The sequence below is a fragment of the Hoyosella altamirensis genome (assembly GCF_014191505.1).
Classification (GTDB): domain Bacteria; phylum Actinomycetota; class Actinomycetes; order Mycobacteriales; family Mycobacteriaceae; genus Hoyosella; species Hoyosella altamirensis.
The window spans coordinates 1,133,509-1,151,602 of record NZ_JACHWS010000001.1; the positions used below are offsets into that span (position 1 = coordinate 1,133,509).

Consider the following 18,094-nt stretch of genomic DNA (forward strand, 5'->3'; position numbering starts at 1 on the left):
CAAATATAACTCTTAGCTGCGAGTGTACGGGTGAACGGCGCAGCTTGCGAGTGATCCCGTCGTCTCGCACTGGCCTTGGGTCGATGTTTCGCGTTATATTTGATCAAATATCAACACAATGAGAGGTCTCACATGTCTTCGTCTCTTGACCTCGGTTTTACCGCCGAGCAACGCGATTTCGCTCAGGCGGTCGCCGATTTCTGCCGTCGCGAATGTGGCACGCGCGAGCAGCGAGATGCGCTAACGCATCACGGGCAGCACAACCACAACCAGGCGCTTTACGAAAAGATGGCGGAGCTTGGCTGGATCGGCGTGATGGTTCCCGAAGAATACGGGGGTGCCGCGGGAAGCATGGTCGACACATGCATCCTGCTCGAGGAAGCCAGCAGAGGCATGGCGCCAATCGGCGGCATAGGCCCGACCTTCATAACGGGTGCCGCGTATGCGAAATTCGGTACCGAGGCACAAAAGCAAGAAGTACTCGGCGGCATTGTCCGCGGCGCCTCTGAGTCGATCTCGATGTCCGAACCGGAAGCAGGGTCCGATGTCGCCAACCTGAGTTGCCGTGCCGAGAAGACCTCGGACGGCTGGTTGATCAACGGGCAAAAGACGTGGTGCTCGAACGCGCATTTCGCGGAGAACATCTTGCTCGTCGCGCGGACATCACGTACTGGTGCCAAGCATGAGGGCCTGACCATGTTCCACGTCCCAGCGGGCGTCGACGGACTCAAGATCAGCGGCATCGACACAATGGGCGGCAAAGAAGTCAACGACCTCTACTTCACGGACTGCCTGCTGCCGGAAGACGCGGTGATCGGTGAGGTCGACAACGGCTGGATGCAACTGATGACGGGTCTGAACATCGAGCGACTCATCCTCGCTGCGATGATGCTCGGCGTCGCTGAGCGCGCTTTCGCTGACACGCTGAAATTCGTCACTGAGCGTAAACAGTTCGGTCGGCCGGTGGGGACTTTCCAGGCACTGCGCCATCGGCTTGCCGACCTCGCGACTGAAATCGAGTGCTCTAGGCTGCTCGTCTACAGCGTCGCACGGCTTGTTGACGAGAACCCAACGAAGCTCTTCCCCCGCGAAGCGTCGATGGCGAAGCTGAAGCTGACTGAGACGGCAAAGAAGGTAGCCCTCGAAGGCATGCAGATGATGGGCGGTTACGGCTACGCCACCGAGTTCGACATGGAACAACATGTCCGCACCACGCTGGTGTCGTCGATCTACGGCGGCACAAATGAAATTCAGCGCGACATCATCGGCAAGTCCTACGGCCTCTGATAACCGGATCGGCAAACAAAACAGGACCCCGCTAAGCGGGGTCCTGTTTTGTAGTTCTCGAGCGCGGCGGCTAGCGGTACAGCGCCTCGATTTCGCCGCTGTACTTCTTCGCGATGGGCTTGCGCTTCAGCTTCATCGTAGGGGTGAGTTCCTCGCTCCCGGGCTCCCAGAAGGTTGGCAAGATCGTGAACTTCTTGATCTGCTCCACACGGGAAAGCCTGGCATTCGCCGCGTCGATACCAGCCTGGACTGTGGCGACAAGATCGGGGTGAACGCTGAGTTCAGCCGGGTCCACGTTCGATATCCCGTGCGCTTCGGCGAACGCAGCCGCCGCGTCCGGATCGAGGGTGATGAGTGCGACGATGTATTTCTGATTATCGCCGACCGCGACCACCGAACCCGCCAGTGGGCATGCCACCTTCACCATCCCTTCGATGTTCGAGGGGGCCATATTCTTGCCGGCCGCGTTGATGATGATTTCTTTCTTGCGGTCGATGATCGTGAGGTAGCCGTCGCTATCTAGCTGTCCGAGATCCCCGGTGTGCAGCCAGCCGTCACTATCGATGGCCTCCGCCGTCTTCTCCGGATCTCCGCGGTAGCCGCGCATGATTTGAGGTCCCTTGACCAGGACTTCACCATCATCCGCGAGCGCCACCCGCATGCCGCGGATAGTGGTGCCCACCGTTCCGATACGTGGTGCACTGAGCGGGTTGTAGGTCACGATCAAGGCGGTTTCCGACATGCCCCAGACCTCGCTCACCGGAAGACCGAGTCCGAGTACGAAGGCCATCACATCCGGGGCGATGGGCGCTGCACCTGATAGGGCGACGCGCAGATTGTCCATTCCCAAACGCTCACGGAACTTGCTGAGCACGAGCTTGTCGGCAATCCGGTGCTGTACTGCGAGCAGCGGCGGTATCGATTTGCCGTCAGATTTGAGCGTCGCCACTTTGGTGCCGGTGGCCAGCGCCCACAACGCAAGGGACTTCTTAACCCCGGTTTCGGCCGCGAGTGCAGCGTCGAGCCGCGCTTTCAGCTTGTACCAGATAGCGGGGACAGCACCGAAGATGGTCGGCCGAAGTGCGATGAGTGCCTCGATGACCTTCTTCGGATCGTCAACCGTGATGACCTGAGTCCCGGTCGCCACGCTGCGGTAGTGCGCCGCGATCCGGTTCGCGGCATGCGCGTCGGGAAGGTAGGAGATGACCGTGTCGTCGTCCTCCGGAGTAATGAGTGTTTCGACCGCGGTGATTTGCGTCATCAGGTTGGCGTGCGTGAGTTCTACGCCCTTCGGTGGACCCGTCGTGCCAGAGGTGTAGATGATCGTCGCGAGGTCCGAAGGCTGCACCGCGCGCCATGCGGCACCGAAATCGAACGTGGGATCCCCGAGTTCGTCGAGCGCGGACAGACTCATAGTTCCAGCAGGGGCAGTGTCTTCACTGTCGACGCACACGATGTGCTCGACGGCCGTTCCTTCGCTCGCTTGCCGAACCGTATCGAGGAACTGCGGTTCACAAATTACGACACGGTTATCTGCGTTCCGGAAGATGTACTGGATTTGCTCGGCAGGGGAGGAGTTGTAAACCGAGAACGCGCCCGCACCCAGGTGAAGAATCGCCGTGTCTGCAACGTGGAACTCGGGACGGTTCGTCAGCATCATTCCGACTGTGTCGCCATGCTTGACACCCAGTGCTGCGAGGCCAGCGGCCATGCGCTGTACCCGCTTCCCGTAATCCCGCCACGTCAGGCTGACTGATCCGTCAGCCGTCCGAACTGCAGTTTTGCCCGGAATGCGAGCCACCTGCGCCTGGAACGCGGCGCATAGCGTCTCTGAATTGGTTGTGCCCATCTGTTAGGTTCCTTCGATCATGGTTGCGGTGGCCGCGGTGGTAACAGGAATGCTGTGTGTGAGAACTCACGTTAACTTATTGGAAGCCTAGAAGCTAGAGATCCCGTCAATTCGGACTGCTCCGGAGTGTTGTCACATAGGGCGATGCTCGAGCATGCCGACGAGCTTCGAGCGCTCCCGCGCTGCTTTGCGTGCTTGATAAGCGATGGGGAAGTAGCGAAGGCGCTCAGGCAGTGCACTTACCCCGTAGCTGACGGCGAAACCGAATGCCCTGAGTAGGCGCTCATCGCGGGTGGTCCACTTCAGGCCGAGTTTCTCACGCGCCTTCTCGGGCATCGTGCCGACCGTGACGAAGTACAGGAGTTCGCCAGGGAGGAGCGTGAGGACGCGCCATAGAGGGTGCAGTGCCGTTGGCAACTCGATGGAGGGGGCAATCGGCGCACCGTCTCCAGGAACTCGTAGGCCGTGGGGTGCGCCACCAGCACCTCATCGATGATCTCGTCGAAGACCTCGACGTATTCCGCATACGTCTTCGGAATCTCACGCTCTTGCACGTATAGATTGCGCATGAGCTGCACTACTTCGGCGTAGACCGCTTCCTGGTGTTCTTCGGTACTCGGTTCGGTTGAAAAGTACTTGTCAGCCGTGGCGAAACCGTGCGGGGCGGTCAGCATGATCCAGGCCCATGGTCCTGCCGAGAGCGCGTGATGCGTGTTTCCGTGTTCGTCGCGGGAATTGAGAGGCTTGTGCATTTGCCGGAGGCGGTCCGCCTCCGCTAGGGCCTCTTCGCCGCCGTACACCCACGTCATTACGGAGGCGATGCTGCGTTTGGCTCGGCCCAGCGCGTCGGTGCGGAATGTTGAGTGCTCACCCACGACGATCCCGACGGTGGGATGCATGGTTTGTAGGGCGAATGCCGAACTGTTTGTCAGCGCGAAGGTAATGAGTCCTGCGCCGTCCCACAGCTTGCTTCCCTCCGTGAAGGGGACGCGCGGGACGCGGGGCGTACGCTGCGGTGCGGTAGAACGAAGCGAGGTCGTCATTGATCCTCCAATGCAGGGAATTGCTAATGCGTAACGTCAGCAAAGCCCCCCATGAAGGACAGGTTCAAGTCGCGTTCTTACATATCTTTAATGTTCGTCAATAAGGCGCTTTGGCTAGGAAGAATGGCGGGCCGCGGGGGTTGTGTCCGGGTTGTAATCGACGAGTTTTTGCGAACTGGTCAGGTTTTGCGGCCAGGTTCAGCGGTGACGCCAAGTTTCCTGGCCGCGGCGGGGAGCGTTGGGCCCTGGATCAGGGTGAAGATGACGACGAGCACGAGAACGATGTCGAAGAGGTTCTCGGTGTCTGAAATCCCCTGTCCCTGGGGGATCGTTGCGAGAACGATGGGGACGGCGCCGCGCAGCCCGGCCCATGAAAGAAAAGCCTGCTCGCGCAGGGGTAGTTGCCACTGCAGCCTGCGTGTCTTGCTGGACGATGTCTGGTCGTCCGCTTCCGGACTCCGCACGCGGATCATCGCGGCTGAAGTAACCAGCACGGACGCGGGACGGGCGAGCAGCAGAAGTGCGCCGCCAATGATCAATGCCGGTGCGACCGCTGCTGGGAGATCGTGGGGGGTGGCGAGCAGTCCGAGCATGACGAATAGCGTGATCTGTGCGATCCATGCGACACCGTGTGCGAAGTTCAGGGTGTGACGCCGGTGGGGGAGTTGCGCGTTGCACAGGAGCAGGCCAGCGACATATGCCGCGAGAAAGCCGCTCGCGCCGATCGCTCCTGCTGCCCCGAATGCGAGCAACGGCAAACCGAACATGGCTGCCGGATAGAGACCTGGTTCGGGCACGGCGATACGCCGCAGCAGCCACCCGCCAAGCGTTGCTACCACCAGAGCGATGAGCGCGCCCACAATCAGCTGGTACCCAAACATTGCCGCTGACCCCACCAGTCCGGTATCGGCCCATGTGCCGGAGACAACGATGACAACGAGAATGACCACGGGTGGATCATTCAGGCCAGATTCCGCTTCGAGCGCGGACCGAACTCGTGCCTGCAGGGGGAGACGCCGCAGGATCGAGAACACGGCAGCGGCGTCGGTCGACGAAACGATTGCACCGATGAGGACTGCGATCTGCCAATCAACTCCGAGCGCGAATCGGATCACCACGGCGACGACCGCAACGCTGACGCCAACACCCACCGTAGAGAGGAGGAGTGCGAACGGTAGTGCTGGACGAATCTCTGACCATCTGGTGGAAAGACCGCCCTCGGCCAGGATCACGGCTAGCGCGAGAAAACCGAGGACTTGGGCGAGATTCTTGTCGTCAAACTCGATGCCCAGACCGTCTTCCCCGATGATGAGTCCGAGGCCGAGGAAAGCAAGGAGCGCTGGGAGCCCGATGCGTGTCGCAAACGTCACCGCTATCGCGCCGATCAGCAGAATCAGCATTGCGCCTAGGAGGGCGATGTTGAGCTGATCGGTTGTCACCGTTTCCGTTTCCTTCCTTCGTCGTCGCTCGCGACTCGCGTCAGGCTTCTGGTGGTCCCTCGTTCATCAGTTGATCGGCTGCGGCATCGAGTCGCCGGGGCAGATCCGACGACGGGATTCTGGTGGAGTGGGGGATCCGTGAACTTAATGCTGTCCCATAGCCCGCCATCCGGATCGCATCCTCGACGATGGCATCGGGCGTATCCGGCCAGGGAAAGTCGGGTTGCGCGATGAGTAGTGACACGCAGCCGTGCAGCGCTGCCCAAAGGGACAGCGCAAGACGTTCAGAATCGCCTTGCAGGATGCCGGATTCGACGCACTGCGTGACTGTGTCGGCGTGGAACTGGTAGCAAGCCTGAGCGGCCTCCGATACTCCGGGAGTCATCGAGGGGCGCATCATCAGCACCCGGTACTGGATCGGGTGCGCTAGGGCGAACTGCGCGAATGTACGCCCTTGCTCGGCGAGGGCCGAGAACGGGTTGCTGCGTGTCTTTCCGCGTTCTCGCACCTCGGCCCCGAGTTGTGACCAGACCCGTAGGCACACGGCTTCGAGAAGTGCTTCTTTGTCCGCGAAATGGAGGTAGACCGCGGGGGTGGTCACGCCAGTCTTCGCGGCGACCGCGCGCATGGTGAGCGCTTCCTCGGTTCCACTCTCCTCTAGGAGGGCTTCGGCTGCGTCCAGAATGTCGTCACGCAGCCGGGCGCCCTCTCCTGGCCGGGCCCGGTTGCGTGTACGTGTCATAGCCCCAATCCTCCCAGGGTTAAGTTGACACTGTCAACCTGACGACGTTAACTTGATGGTGCCAAGCAATAGCGGTGACCACCGCGATACCTAGATGGAGCCCGTCATGAGCGAGTTCGCGCGAGCAACCCTTCCCAAGCGGAACGATAGGGATCGCTATGGGGTCACCCTCGACGGCCAATGGTCGATTGGGGACAAGTTGCACGGCGGATATCTCCTCGCCGTCGTGGCCCGGGCTGCCGCGGCCCGGGCCGATGAGGCGAAGCCGGACGCGCACCCTGATGTGTCAGCTATCAGCGCGACGTACGTGCAGCCACCGGAGCCTGGCGCAGCTGAAGTCGTCACCGAACTGCTTCGCAGTGGACGCAGCGCGACGCAGGTCCAGGCGCGACTTGTGCAGGGCGGGGCGACGTGTGTGTCCGCACTCATGACTTTCGGCGCGCTCGGTGCTGACGATCCGTACTGGACCTCAAGTGCCCCAGTAGATCTCCCGCCCAGGGAGCGCTGTGTCCGCATTCCCGTCGAGTCGCCCGGTGTTGATACCCGGCTTTCGCTGATGGGGATGGTCGAACAGTACATCGACCCCGCCGCACTAGGATTCGCCATCGGTGAGCCATCGCGACGCGGCTTCGTTGGAACGTGGGTGAGTCTGGCTGACGGCACTGCCTGGGACCCCTTCAGCATGCTTATCGCGCTCGACCCGTCGCCGCCCGTGTCCCTCGAGATGGGTATACCAGGGTGGGCGCCTACTCTGCAGCTGACGGCATTCGTTCGGCGTCACCCGGCCCCGGGCCCGCTGCAAGTGCACACTAGTTCGGCGGAAATCAGCGACGACCGCATGGATGAGACGACGACCGTGTGGGACAGTGAGGGGCGCGTCGTGGGGCAGGCAGTCCAGCTTGCTGGTGTGCGCATTCCCGTGCCCGCCAAGCAGCGCCGCTAGGCCGCCAGGAGCGCTTCGCCGGTGTGACACTGGCGTGTTGCACTAGCGCGGGCACCGCGGATGTGTTCTACTTGAGTCCGGTCGTAGTTTTCGGTGTTCGTTTCGTACGTGCTCGAGATCGATGTTGCGGTCGCAGGGCGCTCGAACCCGGGACACCCTGGCAGGATTGTCAGGAACCCCCTCGTGTGCCCCCGACCACAACCGGCTGGATGGGCTGGAACGTCTACCCATCATCTACCGGTAAGAGAAAGAAGTATCATGGCGCAGGGCACAGTCAAGTGGTTCAACTCGGAAAAAGGCTTCGGCTTTATCGCTCCTGAGGATGGCTCCGCTGACGTTTTCGTCCACTACTCGGAAATCCAGTCAAGCGGTTTCCGCTCGCTCGAAGAGAACCAGCGAGTTGAGTTCGAGATCGGGCAGAGCCCGAAGGGCCAGCAGGCCATCGCGGTTCGCCCCATCTGAGGTAAACCGGTCTGAGGTTTTCCCTCGACTTTAGTTCTATGCCCCCGTATCGCTTGGCGATGCGGGGGCATAGGCGTTTCCTGGCGAGGTTCTATGCGCTAGCGTAAATCCATGCCATTTGGTCATGAAGATTTGAACTCATATGCACTAGTAATTGGTGAATCGCTCATCGATATCGTCAGCCGTCCCGGCCAGGATGTTTCCGCTGCGGAACACGTCGGAGGCAGCCCCTGCAACGTCGCCGTCGGACTCTCGCGGCTCGGGCGGCAGGTTGAATTTGCCACACAATTCGCCGCTGATCGCCACGGTGAGATGATCCGCAGCCACCTCGAAGCCTCAGGGGTGGGAACAACTTTCGTCTCACCGGCCGCCCGGACTTCAACTGCGAAGGCCCTTCTCGATGAGAACGGTGCCGCGCGCTACGAATTCGATATCCATTGGGATATCGCTGCGATAGCAACACCCCACGTGCCAGTGCTCATTCACACCGGCTCGATTGCCACGTTTCTGGAGCCGGGAGCAGAGGCAGTAGCCGCGACGCTCGCGGGGGCGAGTTCGGTCATCAGTTTCGACCCCAACGTCCGGCCCGGCCTGATCACCAACCCCGCACGCGCCCGCGAGCGCATCGACCTTTTCGTGTCATCGGCTGATGTCGTGAAGGCGAGCGACGAGGATCTCGAATGGTACGCACCCGGAGTGCCGCCAGAAGACGTAGTGCGTGACTGGCTTTCCCGCGGGCCCTCTGTCGTCGTGGTGACGAAAGGCAAGGAGGGCGCACTTGGTGCGTGCCGTGACGGAGAAGTCGAAATCGCCCCGCACAAGGTCGACGTCATCGACACGGTCGGCGCGGGTGATGCATTCATGACCGGCATACTCGACTCGCTCTGGTCACGCGACATGCTCGACGGGCGGCTCGCAGCGATCACATGCGATGAACTTGCCGGAGTGCTGAACGATGCGGCGGCGGTTTCTGCACTCACGGTAGCCAGGGCTGGCGCTGATCTCCCAACGCGCGCGGCCCGCGACGCCTACGTCGCCGCACGAGCCTAACCCGAATACCTGCAGCCTGATCTTGACCCACCGCACCGCGGAGTTACGATAAACATCTGAACATCTGTACAGATGAGAGGGTGACCCGTGATTGTGAGTACGCCCGTCCGTGCCGCAGGAGCCGCAACCTGCGCACTCACAGTCGTTCTCACTGGATGCGGGACACAAGCAGCTGAATCTGCCTCCCAGACAATTGTTCTCGCCGATGGCCACGCACTTGGCGGCTACAACCCAGTTGCGGGCTATGGGCCAGCAGGGGAAGCGAAGATGTACGACGGACTGCTGCGACTCAGTGGTGGGGAAGGGTTGCCGGGCTTCGAGCCTGCGCTCGCCGCAGAACTCCCCGAACCCAACAGCGACGCCACATCGTGGACTGTCACCCTTCGCGAGGGCGTGAGTTTCCACGACGGCTCAGCTTTCGGTGCCGAGGATGTCGTCGCAACCTACACCTCGATCCTCGATCCCGCCTCAGCCTCTGAAGTGCGCTCCTCGTTCGACATGATTGAGGCGGTCGAAGCGCTGGACGAAACGACCGTACGTTTTACGCTTGCGTATTCTTATGCCGCCTTCCCGACGAAACTGCTCATCGGGATTGTGCCGTCGGAGTCGGTCGCGGAACGGGGGCTCGCCGCTGAATCATCCCTCAACAGCGATCCGATTGGAACGGGTCCTTACCGGCTGACTGGGCTGTCTCCAGATCGAGCCGTGCTCGAGGCTAACGAGGACTACTGGGGCGGTACGCCGGAGGTGGAACGGATCACGCTCCTGTACGTCCCCGACGACAACACTCGTGCTCAGCGGATGGCCACCGGCGAGTTCGACGGAACGAGCCTGCCGCCCCAACTGGCCGCGACGTTTGCGGACCGCGAGGACATGTCCGTCCAAGCCAGCAAGTCTGCTGACTGGCGGGGTGTATCGATGCCGACGGGCGACCTCGTCACCGGCGACCCAGCCTTGCGCCAGGCTCTGAACCACGCAGTCAACCGAAACATGATGATCGACAACATTTTAGCTGGTCACGGTCGTGCTGCCTATACACCGTTCCCTGAGGTGTACGGGGACGCGCACAACCCTGCGGCCACGTTTTCCCATGACCCTGAGTTGGCGGGGAGATTGCTTGATGAGGCGGGCTGGGAGCGGGGACCGGACGGGATACGGGTGAAAGACGGTCAGCGGGCCGAGTTCACAGTGATGTACAACTCTGCTGACACAGTCAGGCGGGATCTGTCCCAGGCCTTCGCATCAGATGCCCTCGCGATCGGTGTGGAGGTCAGCCTCGAAGCCCTCTCCTGGGACCGGATCACGCCCCGGATCGACACTGATGCGATTCTCATCGGCGGCGGCGATGAACCCTTCGATCCCGATACGCAGGCCTACAAGACTCTTCATTCGGCGTACCTCGAGCCTGATGTAGGGAGTGTCTACGACAACGCGAGTCGTCACGCGAACGCGGTAGTCGACGAAGAACTCGACCGGGCTCGGCGCAGCACTGATCCTGTCGAACGCGCGACCGCGTACCGCGTTGTGCAGGAGGCCTATATCGATGACCCAAGCTACGTATTCCTTGCTTTCCTCGACCACGTGTACGTTTCCAGGGACTCGGACTGGGCGAAGCCACCTCCTGTTCTCGAACCGCACTCACATGGCGTGACGTGGGGACCGTGGTGGTCGGTAAATACCTGGACGCGATCGCGATGACCACCCTTGCCGTCCGTGCGCGTGCGCCGCGGCACCCCCGGAGACGGCGGTACCGCAACCGGGGCCTGCAGACGATGATCATGTACCGGCTGCTGTTGTTCGTTCCCGTGCTCGGCGGCGTCTCCGCAGGCCTATTCGCTGCTGCGGCCGCGTCTCCGTTCGATCCACTGGCTGGCTACCTGGGTAACCGGTACATGACGACCACCGAAGCGGACAAGGCACTGATCGCGGACCAGTTGGGCCTTCATACGCCGTGGTACGAACTCTATTTCTCGTGGCTGCACGCCGTAATGACTGGTGACCTGGGAATGTCGCGAAGCTTCAGTCAGCCAGTGGCGCAGGTGCTCACTGAACGGATCCCGTGGACGATTCTTCTGGTTTCCGTGGGGATGACAGCGTCTGTTCTTATCGCGCTGGCTGTCGGTGTGTGGGCAGGGATGCACCGCGGCGGTGTCATCGATCGGGCGATCGCAGCAGCCTGCATCGTCATTCAGGGACTGCCGCCGTTCGTCCTCGCGCTCGCAGCGATCGGTATTTTCGCAGTGGGGCTGGGGTGGCTGCCTCCAGCTGGCCTCACCGACGCCGGTGCGGACCCCACGTTCGGGCAGGTCGCACGACACCTAGTCTTGCCTGCCGCTGTCCTGGCGGTCTCGCAGCTTCCCTGGGCGCTTCTTGCGGTGCGCGAATCGGTATCGGTCAACCGCGGCGAGGACTACGTTGCAGGAGCGGTCGCGCGCGGGGTGGACATGCGGACAATCACTCGTCGCCACATCCTGCCGACTTCGCTGGCTCCGTTCGTGACCATTATCGGGGTGCGATTGCCTGAGGTCGTTGTCGGTGCGGTGCTTGTTGAGGAGATTTTTTCCTGGCCGGGTGCTGCGGGGGCGCTCGTCCAGTCCGCCCGGGATCTGGACATGCCGCTACTGGCGATCCTCACAGTGGGCACGACCTGCGCGGTCCTGGTTGGCTCGTTGCTTGCCGACATCGCCTACGTCCTCCTAGATCCGAGGGTGAAGGCCGATGGCTAAACGACGCCTCTACATCTGCCTTGCCATCCTTGGGATGGTCATCGCGTACGCCGTTCTCGTGCCGTGGGTTAGTGACGTGAACGATCGGGTGACGAACTTCGCGGCCGCGAGGCGAGCACCGTCGGCGGAGTTCTGGTTCGGCACGGATTCCGCGGGCCGGGATCTTTTCGTGCGCATCGCTTCCGCGATCCGTACGTCACTGCTGGTGGCGCTCGCGTCCGCACTGCTGGCCACCCTGATCGGCGTGCTCGTCGGGACTGTGTCCGCGCTGGCCGGCGGCTGGATCGATCGCATCGTCATGCGCTTGGCAGATGTAGCAAATGCGCTGCCGCACTTGCTACTCGGTATCGTGATTGTTGCGCTCTTCCGCGGGAACATCGTCGCGATCGTGCTGTCGATCGCGCTAACTCACTGGGTGCAGGTCGCCCGCATCGTGCGTTCTGAAGCGCTGAGTCTCCGTGAGCGCGAGTACATCAGCGCGGCAATCCTGGCGGGTGCATCGAAGCTGCACGTATTGCGGACGCACATTGTGCCAGCGGTCGCTCCGCAAGCGCTGATCGCGGTTGTTCTGCTGCTCCCGCACGCGGTCTGGCACGAGTCGACGCTGTCCTTCCTGGGGTTCGGATTGCCCCCGCACGAGCCGAGCCTGGGAACTCTTCTGGAGGAGGCACGCAGTTCGCTGCTGCTGGGTGGCTGGTGGACGCTCGTGTTCCCGGCTGGAGTTCTCGTCATCACTACTGTGTCGGTCGCAGTTGCGGGGTCGGCGCTGCGCACGCTCACTGTCCCACCGAAACCGTCGAAGGTGCCGCGATGACCCTCACAGATGTTGCAGTTCAGGTCGAGAGCGGTCTGGTTGTCCAGGATCTCACCGTCCGTATTCCGCTCTCGCAGAACACCACCGTTCATGCGACAACCGGCGTGAGTCTCGATGTCCCGAGCGGCAGCATCACAGTGCTGGCTGGCGAATCAGGCTGTGGCAAATCGATCGTGGCGAGCGCGGTGATGCGAATGCTGCCGCGCAACGCTGTCGTCACGGGGAAGGTGATGGTGCGTATCGGCGGCGAGGCTGTGAACGTGCTGACAGGAGCCAGCGCTCACCGCGGCCGCCACACCGCCTTGGTGCCGCAGTCGTCGTCGACACATTTCACCCCGGTCCGAACCATAAGGTCGCAGCTCGACGAGACGATAGCGGCGCTCCAATCGCCGCACTGCACAGAGGATCTTGCCCAGCGGGTGGGGCTTCCAACTGAATCGCTGGATTCGTACCCGCACGAACTTTCGGGTGGCCTGGTGCAGCGGGCGGCAATCGCCGCAGCGCTGGCGGGTGATCCCGCCGTGATCGTTGCCGACGAACCCACCGCGAGTCTCGACCGGCGCCGAACAGACCAGGTTCTCGATCTGCTGCGCGAGTGCGCAGATGCAGGTGCCGCAGTGTTGCTGATCACACATGATCTCGGTGCGCTGCTGCGAAAAGACGTGGCGGACACGCTGGCGATCATGTACGCCTCACGCATCGTCGAGACAGGGCCAGCGCGCGACGTCCTCGTCGACCCGTGGCACGAATACACCGGCGGGCTGCTTGCGGCGCTGCCCCAACGTGGACTGAAACCCCTTCCGCGAATGACGCCGGCACTCACGGACCTGCCTGACGTCTGTGCTTACGCTGGGGCACCAACAACACTCGTCACGCGCGGTAATCGCACGGTCAGGGAGCGGAGCATCTGATGCTCGCCGCAACGGCAGTAACAGCAGGCTACAAGCGGGCGGCACCCGTCCTCAACGATGTCGACTTCACGCTCGAACGAACAGAGGTGGTGGGCCTCGCGGGCGAGTCAGGCTCGGGTAAGACGACGCTCGCGCGGGTGCTGTCAGGGTTATTGCGGCCGGCCGCGGGCACAGTGACGCTCGACCGGAAACCGTTGGGCCGGCAGCGCGGGGGAGTCGCGATGGTTTTCCAGTCCCCTCGAGTAGCGACGAACCCGCGGTTCACGCTCGCACAGATCATCGCGGAACCAGCTGTGATCGCAAGACGGCGCGTGGATGTGGCCGAGCTTGCTTTCGGCGTAGGTCTCACCCGGGACTTGCTGAGCCGCAAGCCCCACGAGGTAAGTGATGGCCAGCTGCAGCGCGCGTGTGTCGGACGGGCGCTCGCGCAGCAGCCTGCCTACCTGCTGTGTGACGAAGCAACATCCATGCTCGATGCCGCGACGACCGCGCGTATTGTGCGAACACTGGTGAGCTACGCCGCGGACAGTGCGGCAGGCGTGCTCCTCATCAGTCACGACGAGGACCTTCTAGCGGTGTGCTGCACTCGGGTCGAACGTCTCGGCGATTCACACCACGCACAGTGGTGATGTCTTACTGTCCGATGCGCTGGAACGGCTCCGTCGAGAAAACGACCTCTACGGGCACACCGAAGAAAGCAGCGATCCGGAGAGCAAGGTGCAGGCTCGGACTGTATTCGCCTCTTTCGAGGTATCCAATGGTCTGATAGTGCACACCGAGGGCCTCGGAGAGTTCACGCCGGGAGATGCCGCGCTCCACACGGAGCACGGCAATCCGGTTGTAGATGGTGTCGCTCACGGCGGTAATCGTCGGCCCCTTACTGGTACATTTGCATCGCGCGCTGCTTGCCTGCCTCTACAGCTGAACCTGATTGTCTCCGAGCCACTCGGCGCAGTACTACCGGGGTCAACAGCAGCCCGATGACAGCCCAGAGACCGAGTACGCCGATCATTTCGATAGTGCGCCACGATTCGCCGATCTCGAGGGCGACAGCGTCACCGGGGAGGAGCGCAGAACGCATACCGAGACCGAGCCAGTACATCGGCAGGAACTGGGCGACAACCTGAACCCAGCCCCATAGTGCTTGGAGCGGAAAGAAAATGCCGGAGATACCGAACATGATGATCATGGGGAGCATGCCCCACGTGCCGATCTTGTTAGGGCTCTTGATCAATGAACCGACCACAATGCCAATTGGAAGCACCGCGAGCAGCCCAAGCACGATCAGTCCGAGAACAGCCAGCCAGGACCCCACACCCTGCGCGGCGAAGCCATCGAACAGGAACAGCCCCGGAATAATGAGGATCGCGAGCATTGGTATCGCACTGACGGACTGGAACAGCACCTGTCCGCTGACGTACCCGGTCATCCCGTGTGGCGTCGCTTTCGCGCGCAGCAGCGTTCCGTCTTCACGTTCGACCGCGAGAGCGTACATCGGACCGATGTAGGCTCCGAACGCGATAAGCGCACCCAGGATGCTCGGCAGCGCAACCGCAGGGTAGAGAAGGTCGGTGCCCTCGACCGCGGAGTTGCGGTTGAAGTACAGGTAGACGAGGACGCCCGCTCCGAAGAACAGGTAATACCCCAGGTCCTGGGGGCTTCGGAGGCTGTTGAGGAACTCTATCCATCCGCGGCCCAGTCCTGCGCGGACGGCATGAAGGTGCGGGTTCACAAAGCCTCCTCGGCTATCGGCATGAAGTCGGTTTTCGCGGTTGGTGCGCCGGATTCGTAGCGCTGCACCATGGTCAGGTAGGTGTCTTCGAGGTTCGTGCGCCGGATTTCAAGATCATCGATGTCGTCGCCCCATTGGGCAAAGAGCTCGCGTGCGAAACGTGTCGGTTCCGACGTTGCGTGCAGGAAATGCTCGCCCCCACGCGTCCACCGCACTTCCGCGTCACGAGCGACCGATCGAGCGAGTTGTTCGGGTGTCCCATCCGCCACGATCCGTCCTCCGGCGAGGATGAGCACTCTGTCCGCCAGCTTCTCAGCCTCAGCAAGATCGTGTGTTGTGAGCAGAATCGTGGTGTCTTCGAAGTCCGTGAGTCGGTGGATCAAGTCGTGGAACTCGCGCCGCGCCTGCGGGTCGAAACCGGCGGTTGGTTCGTCGAGGAAGAGGACTTCGGGGCGACCGACGATTCCGATCGCAACATCGAGGCGCCGACGCTGACCGCCGGAAAGGGTGCCGATCTTTTTGTTCGCGTGCTCGGTGAGTCCGACCATCTCGAGGAGTTCGTCTACCTGGTACGGACGTGCCTTTTCGGGGGTGGAGTACGGCTCGTAAAAGCGTCCGAGATTCTCCAGCAGCGCCCGGACTCGCCACCGTGCGTGGTCGCGCCATGATTGCAGCACGACACCCGTGCGGGCGCGCCAATCTTCATCACCTGAGGCGGGGTCGATACCCAAGACAGTGGCGTCGCCGGCTGACCGGATACGGAATCCTTCGAGGATCTCGATTGTGGTTGTCTTTCCTGCCCCGTTTGGGCCCAGAAGCGCAACAACTTCTCCCCGGTAAGCGGAGAAGGTCACACCGTCAAGAACATCAACTGTCCCGTACCGCATCCGCAGATCGCGGACCTCCAGGACTGGTGCAAGCTCGGGTACCCGGTTCGGCATGGAGCCTCTCTCATAGTTGAACTGCTCAAAATGATAGTAGACATACTATCTAAAGTAGCGAGACTCGTACAGTCGAAATTTCTGGATGCTTGAGGTGGAGGGAACCGAGGTATACCGGACTAAGCGCGTCAAACATCCGAGGAAGGAAACCGGCATGGCACCTACACCCACCGGGCGGCTCGTGAGGGCATCTGACCGCACGGAACTCGTCATCAAGCGGACATTTCCCGCACCGATCAGTGACGTCTGGTCGAGCATCACGGACAGCGATCGAACTGAGCGGTGGTACGGCCCGTGGAAGACCAGCGACGGTGACGAACCGCGAGCGGGAGCATCCATCAGCGTGCAGATGCTCTTCGAGGAGGGGCAACCCTGGTGTGACGCCCGGATTGTGCGGTGCGAGCCTCCCCACAGGCTGGATCTGGCACTTCTCATGGGTGAGGATGAATCTGCCGCGTGGCAAATCAGCCTCACGCTGGGGGAGGAGACCGGCTTCACGACTCTTGCCCTAGCCCACCACATCAAGCCAGGCATTGACGTGGGGGATGTCGGAGCAGGCTGGGAGTACTACCTCGACATGCTGGTTTCAGCCCGAGAGGGGACCCCCAGCCGAAGTTTGAGGACTACTATCCCGCGCAGCGTGAGCATTTCAGCAGTCAGGAGATTGCCGAGGACTGACTGTCCACGAATTGTCGCGGTGTGAGGCCAACGGTCGCGGCGAAATCGCGTGAGAAGTGTGCGTAGTCCGCGTAGCCGAGTTCCGCGGCCAGTTCGGTGAGGTCCTTGCCGGGCAATGAGTTCAGGAGGTGCGCTGCGTCTTGCAGGCGGCGCCGGTGAAGGAGCCACTTCGGGGTGACGCCTGTGACGCGAAGTACGAGTCGTTGCAGGGTGCGTTCACTAACGTTGACCGCCACCGATAGGTCGGCGACCCTTGTGGGACCAGACGATTGCTCGGCCAGGTCGACGATCCGGTTGACGAGTCGGTGTTCTTTCGTCAGGTTGCCGGCAAACGGTGCGATCCACTCCTCGAACGCAGCCACGGCTGCGCCGATGTCCTGGTGGTGTAACTTCTCCCGCACATCTGCAACAGCGTCGGTCCCGCCACCGGGCAACGGAATCACCGCTTCGCCGAAGTCCGCTGGCGATCGCCCGGTAAGCAGATGTCCGGCCGACGGTCGTAAGAGAACTCCGAAGGCCGACGAGTTGCCCCTCAGTGTGCGCACCGAGAGACCTTGTGACGGACCGTAGAGCCCCGCTTCTCCGGCTTCGATCACGATATTGCATGCGGGGTAGGTCAGAACCTGCTGGACGGCTTCCTCCCCAGGCGGCAGCGCCCAGTGGGCAATCCAGTAGTGACGCACCAGGTCTGCCACAGCTGCTGACGGGGCATGCCGCTCGATCTGGACGCGGCGGTCGAGCTTGACCGGCCCGCGGCTTTGGGGTGCGTTCATGGGAGAAATTTACCGTGCACTGCCGCGCGAGGTCACTCACTGTTTGCCCACCTGCGCGCGACAATCACATCGTGAGACAGCCTGCCGTGTCGCTGCAAGGCGGGCAAACAGCAATCCTCGTGACCGACATCCGGTCCCGCATCTGTCGCAAATATTCAAGCGTCACTACTAAGCGCGCCAATATCGTCGCTCATATGAGCGAGCAAACGAAAGCAGCAGACGGCCGGTACACAAAGAATGGTTTACCCCGCGGATTCACGAGTCTGACACCCTTCCTGGCAATCGAAGGAGCAGCCGACGCGATCGACTTCTACACCGCGGTGTTCGGCGCGAGGGTTCTCAGCCGGCTCAATGACGGGTCAGGGAAGACCGTGCATGCGGAACTGGACTTCGGCCGAGGGCGCCTGCAACTCGGCGAACCGTCACCTGACTACGGACTAGCCGCCCAATCGGGCGCCATGGCGACCCATTCAATCGGACTGTATTGCCCGGATGCGGACGAGGTGGTGGAACGCGCGGTCCAGCACGGCGCGACAGTGCGCGAGCCACTGGCGACCTTCGTCTCGGGTGACCGGTTCGCCTCGATCCTTGACCCGTTCGGGCAGCGCTGGACGGTGATGACGCGCGTCGAGGACCTCAGTGACGAGGAAAGCGCCCGCCGAGTGGAGGAATGGGCAGCGCAGCAAGCGTTGACTGTGTGACCG

The 18,094-nt window shown here is 62.0% G+C and carries 20 protein-coding genes; 11 read left to right on the forward strand and 9 right to left on the reverse strand.

Translation table 11 applies throughout. The features are described from left to right. Nucleotides 1-132 precede the first annotated feature (132 nt). Complete coding sequence (locus tag FHU29_RS05460) at nt 133-1,287, forward strand: acyl-CoA dehydrogenase family protein (RefSeq protein WP_064440915.1); 1,155 nt, start codon at nt 133-135, stop codon at nt 1,285-1,287. A 70-nt stretch (nt 1,288-1,357) separates the two neighbouring features. Here FHU29_RS05460 and FHU29_RS05465 read toward each other — a convergent pair whose 3' ends face one another. The 5 genes from FHU29_RS05465 to FHU29_RS05480 form a co-directional block, all read right to left on the reverse strand. Continuing rightward, nucleotides 1,358-3,136, reverse strand: a complete 1,779-nt coding sequence (locus FHU29_RS05465; protein ID WP_064440914.1) for an AMP-dependent synthetase/ligase — start codon at nt 3,134-3,136, stop codon at nt 1,358-1,360. 132 nt (nt 3,137-3,268) lie between these two features. Continuing rightward, nucleotides 3,269-3,553: an oxygenase MpaB family protein gene (locus FHU29_RS23075; RefSeq protein ID WP_260152064.1), complete on the reverse strand. Its 285-nt coding sequence runs from the start codon at nt 3,551-3,553 to the stop codon at nt 3,269-3,271. Beyond that, nucleotides 3,439-4,179 (reverse strand): oxygenase MpaB family protein, encoded by a 741-nt coding sequence (locus FHU29_RS05470; protein ID WP_260152066.1) that lies wholly within the window; start codon nt 4,177-4,179, stop codon nt 3,439-3,441. The genes FHU29_RS23075 and FHU29_RS05470 overlap by 115 nt, the downstream gene beginning before the upstream one ends. Before the next feature lie 179 nt (nt 4,180-4,358). Further along, complete coding sequence (locus tag FHU29_RS05475; protein WP_064440913.1) at nt 4,359-5,618, reverse strand: potassium/proton antiporter; 1,260 nt, start codon at nt 5,616-5,618, stop codon at nt 4,359-4,361. Nucleotides 5,619-5,658: 40 nt separating this feature from the next. Further along, nucleotides 5,659-6,360, reverse strand: a complete 702-nt coding sequence (locus FHU29_RS05480) for a TetR/AcrR family transcriptional regulator (RefSeq protein WP_064440912.1) — start codon at nt 6,358-6,360, stop codon at nt 5,659-5,661. A 106-nt stretch (nt 6,361-6,466) separates the two neighbouring features. Here FHU29_RS05480 and FHU29_RS05485 point away from each other — a divergent pair, with 106 nt between their 5' ends. The 8 genes from FHU29_RS05485 to FHU29_RS05520 all read left to right on the forward strand — a co-directional run bounded on the left by FHU29_RS05485 (nt 6,467) and on the right by FHU29_RS05520 (nt 13,895). Then, the gene (locus tag FHU29_RS05485) at nt 6,467-7,303 is read left to right on the forward strand and encodes a thioesterase family protein (protein WP_064440911.1); all 837 of its coding nucleotides are present in this window, start codon (nt 6,467-6,469) and stop codon (nt 7,301-7,303) included. Between the two features lie 258 nt (nt 7,304-7,561). Continuing rightward, nucleotides 7,562-7,765, forward strand: coding sequence for a cold-shock protein (locus FHU29_RS05490; protein WP_013807433.1), 204 nt, complete (start codon nt 7,562-7,564; stop codon nt 7,763-7,765). A gap of 111 nt (nt 7,766-7,876) precedes the next feature. After that, nucleotides 7,877-8,815: a carbohydrate kinase family protein gene (locus FHU29_RS05495; protein WP_183377476.1), complete on the forward strand. Its 939-nt coding sequence runs from the start codon at nt 7,877-7,879 to the stop codon at nt 8,813-8,815. Nucleotides 8,816-8,902: 87 nt separating this feature from the next. Then, nucleotides 8,903-10,513 carry an ABC transporter substrate-binding protein gene (locus FHU29_RS05500; protein ID WP_064440910.1) on the forward strand — a complete coding sequence of 537 codons (1,611 nt, stop codon included), beginning with the start codon at nt 8,903-8,905 and terminating at the stop codon, nt 10,511-10,513. Between the two features lie 74 nt (nt 10,514-10,587). Further along, nucleotides 10,588-11,541 carry an ABC transporter permease gene (locus FHU29_RS05505; protein ID WP_183377513.1) on the forward strand — a complete coding sequence of 318 codons (954 nt, stop codon included), beginning with the start codon at nt 10,588-10,590 and terminating at the stop codon, nt 11,539-11,541. Beyond that, nucleotides 11,534-12,355, forward strand: coding sequence for an ABC transporter permease (locus FHU29_RS05510; protein ID WP_064440908.1), 822 nt, complete (start codon nt 11,534-11,536; stop codon nt 12,353-12,355). Before FHU29_RS05505 ends, FHU29_RS05510 begins: the two co-directional genes overlap by 8 nt. Beyond that, complete coding sequence (locus tag FHU29_RS05515; RefSeq protein WP_064440907.1) at nt 12,352-13,266, forward strand: ATP-binding cassette domain-containing protein; 915 nt, start codon at nt 12,352-12,354, stop codon at nt 13,264-13,266. Before FHU29_RS05510 ends, FHU29_RS05515 begins: the two co-directional genes overlap by 4 nt. After that, entirely contained in the window at nt 13,266-13,895 is a 630-nt protein-coding gene (locus FHU29_RS05520) for an ABC transporter ATP-binding protein (RefSeq protein WP_157095186.1), read from the forward strand. Before FHU29_RS05515 ends, FHU29_RS05520 begins: the two co-directional genes overlap by 1 nt. A 4-nt stretch (nt 13,896-13,899) precedes the next feature. Here FHU29_RS05520 and FHU29_RS05525 read toward each other — a convergent pair whose 3' ends face one another. From FHU29_RS05525 to FHU29_RS05535, 3 genes are read right to left on the reverse strand one after another with little or no spacing between them, the layout of a single operon-like run. After that, nucleotides 13,900-14,124 carry a helix-turn-helix transcriptional regulator gene (locus FHU29_RS05525; RefSeq protein ID WP_013807426.1) on the reverse strand — a complete coding sequence of 75 codons (225 nt, stop codon included), beginning with the start codon at nt 14,122-14,124 and terminating at the stop codon, nt 13,900-13,902. 19 nt (nt 14,125-14,143) lie between these two features. Beyond that, nucleotides 14,144-14,998 carry an ABC transporter permease gene (locus FHU29_RS05530; protein ID WP_064440905.1) on the reverse strand — a complete coding sequence of 285 codons (855 nt, stop codon included), beginning with the start codon at nt 14,996-14,998 and terminating at the stop codon, nt 14,144-14,146. Continuing rightward, nucleotides 14,995-15,939, reverse strand: coding sequence for an ABC transporter ATP-binding protein (locus tag FHU29_RS05535; RefSeq protein ID WP_064440904.1), 945 nt, complete (start codon nt 15,937-15,939; stop codon nt 14,995-14,997). The genes FHU29_RS05530 and FHU29_RS05535 overlap by 4 nt, the downstream gene beginning before the upstream one ends. A 154-nt stretch (nt 15,940-16,093) precedes the next feature. On the opposite strand from FHU29_RS05535, the gene FHU29_RS05540 reads away from it, so the two are divergent. Continuing rightward, complete coding sequence (locus FHU29_RS05540; RefSeq protein ID WP_232322990.1) at nt 16,094-16,642, forward strand: SRPBCC domain-containing protein; 549 nt, start codon at nt 16,094-16,096, stop codon at nt 16,640-16,642. Here FHU29_RS05540 and FHU29_RS05545 read toward each other — a convergent pair. After that, the gene (locus FHU29_RS05545; RefSeq protein WP_064440903.1) at nt 16,596-17,390 is read right to left on the reverse strand and encodes a helix-turn-helix domain-containing protein; all 795 of its coding nucleotides are present in this window, start codon (nt 17,388-17,390) and stop codon (nt 16,596-16,598) included. The genes FHU29_RS05540 and FHU29_RS05545 overlap by 47 nt on opposite strands. Before the next feature lie 194 nt (nt 17,391-17,584). On the opposite strand from FHU29_RS05545, the gene FHU29_RS05550 reads away from it, so the two are divergent. Beyond that, nucleotides 17,585-18,091, forward strand: coding sequence for a VOC family protein (locus FHU29_RS05550; protein ID WP_064440977.1), 507 nt, complete (start codon nt 17,585-17,587; stop codon nt 18,089-18,091). The last annotated feature ends 3 nt before the right edge of the window (nt 18,092-18,094 follow it).

Excerpts from the sequence above, each read along its gene's own strand:
- FHU29_RS05460 (WP_064440915.1), top strand. The coding sequence starts at position 133 with ATGTCTTCGTCTCTTGACCTCGGTTTTACCGCCGAGCAACGCGATTTC.
- FHU29_RS05465 (WP_064440914.1), bottom strand. The coding sequence starts at position 3,136 with ATGGGCACAACCAATTCAGAGACGCTATGCGCCGCGTTCCAGGCGCAG.
- FHU29_RS05470 (WP_260152066.1), bottom strand. The coding sequence starts at position 4,179 with ATGACGACCTCGCTTCGTTCTACCGCACCGCAGCGTACGCCCCGCGTC.
- FHU29_RS05480 (WP_064440912.1), bottom strand. The coding sequence starts at position 6,360 with ATGACACGTACACGCAACCGGGCCCGGCCAGGAGAGGGCGCCCGGCTG.
- FHU29_RS05485 (WP_064440911.1), top strand. The coding sequence starts at position 6,467 with ATGAGCGAGTTCGCGCGAGCAACCCTTCCCAAGCGGAACGATAGGGAT.
- FHU29_RS05490 (WP_013807433.1), top strand. The coding sequence starts at position 7,562 with ATGGCGCAGGGCACAGTCAAGTGGTTCAACTCGGAAAAAGGCTTCGGC.
- FHU29_RS05495 (WP_183377476.1), top strand. The coding sequence starts at position 7,877 with ATGCCATTTGGTCATGAAGATTTGAACTCATATGCACTAGTAATTGGT.
- FHU29_RS05505 (WP_183377513.1), top strand. The coding sequence starts at position 10,588 with ATGATCATGTACCGGCTGCTGTTGTTCGTTCCCGTGCTCGGCGGCGTC.
- FHU29_RS05510 (WP_064440908.1), top strand. The coding sequence starts at position 11,534 with ATGGCTAAACGACGCCTCTACATCTGCCTTGCCATCCTTGGGATGGTC.
- FHU29_RS05515 (WP_064440907.1), top strand. The coding sequence starts at position 12,352 with ATGACCCTCACAGATGTTGCAGTTCAGGTCGAGAGCGGTCTGGTTGTC.
- FHU29_RS05520 (WP_157095186.1), top strand. The coding sequence starts at position 13,266 with ATGCTCGCCGCAACGGCAGTAACAGCAGGCTACAAGCGGGCGGCACCC.
- FHU29_RS05535 (WP_064440904.1), bottom strand. The coding sequence starts at position 15,939 with ATGCCGAACCGGGTACCCGAGCTTGCACCAGTCCTGGAGGTCCGCGAT.
- FHU29_RS05540 (WP_232322990.1), top strand. The coding sequence starts at position 16,094 with ATGGCACCTACACCCACCGGGCGGCTCGTGAGGGCATCTGACCGCACG.
- FHU29_RS05545 (WP_064440903.1), bottom strand. The coding sequence starts at position 17,390 with ATGAACGCACCCCAAAGCCGCGGGCCGGTCAAGCTCGACCGCCGCGTC.
- FHU29_RS05550 (WP_064440977.1), top strand. The coding sequence starts at position 17,585 with ATGAGCGAGCAAACGAAAGCAGCAGACGGCCGGTACACAAAGAATGGT.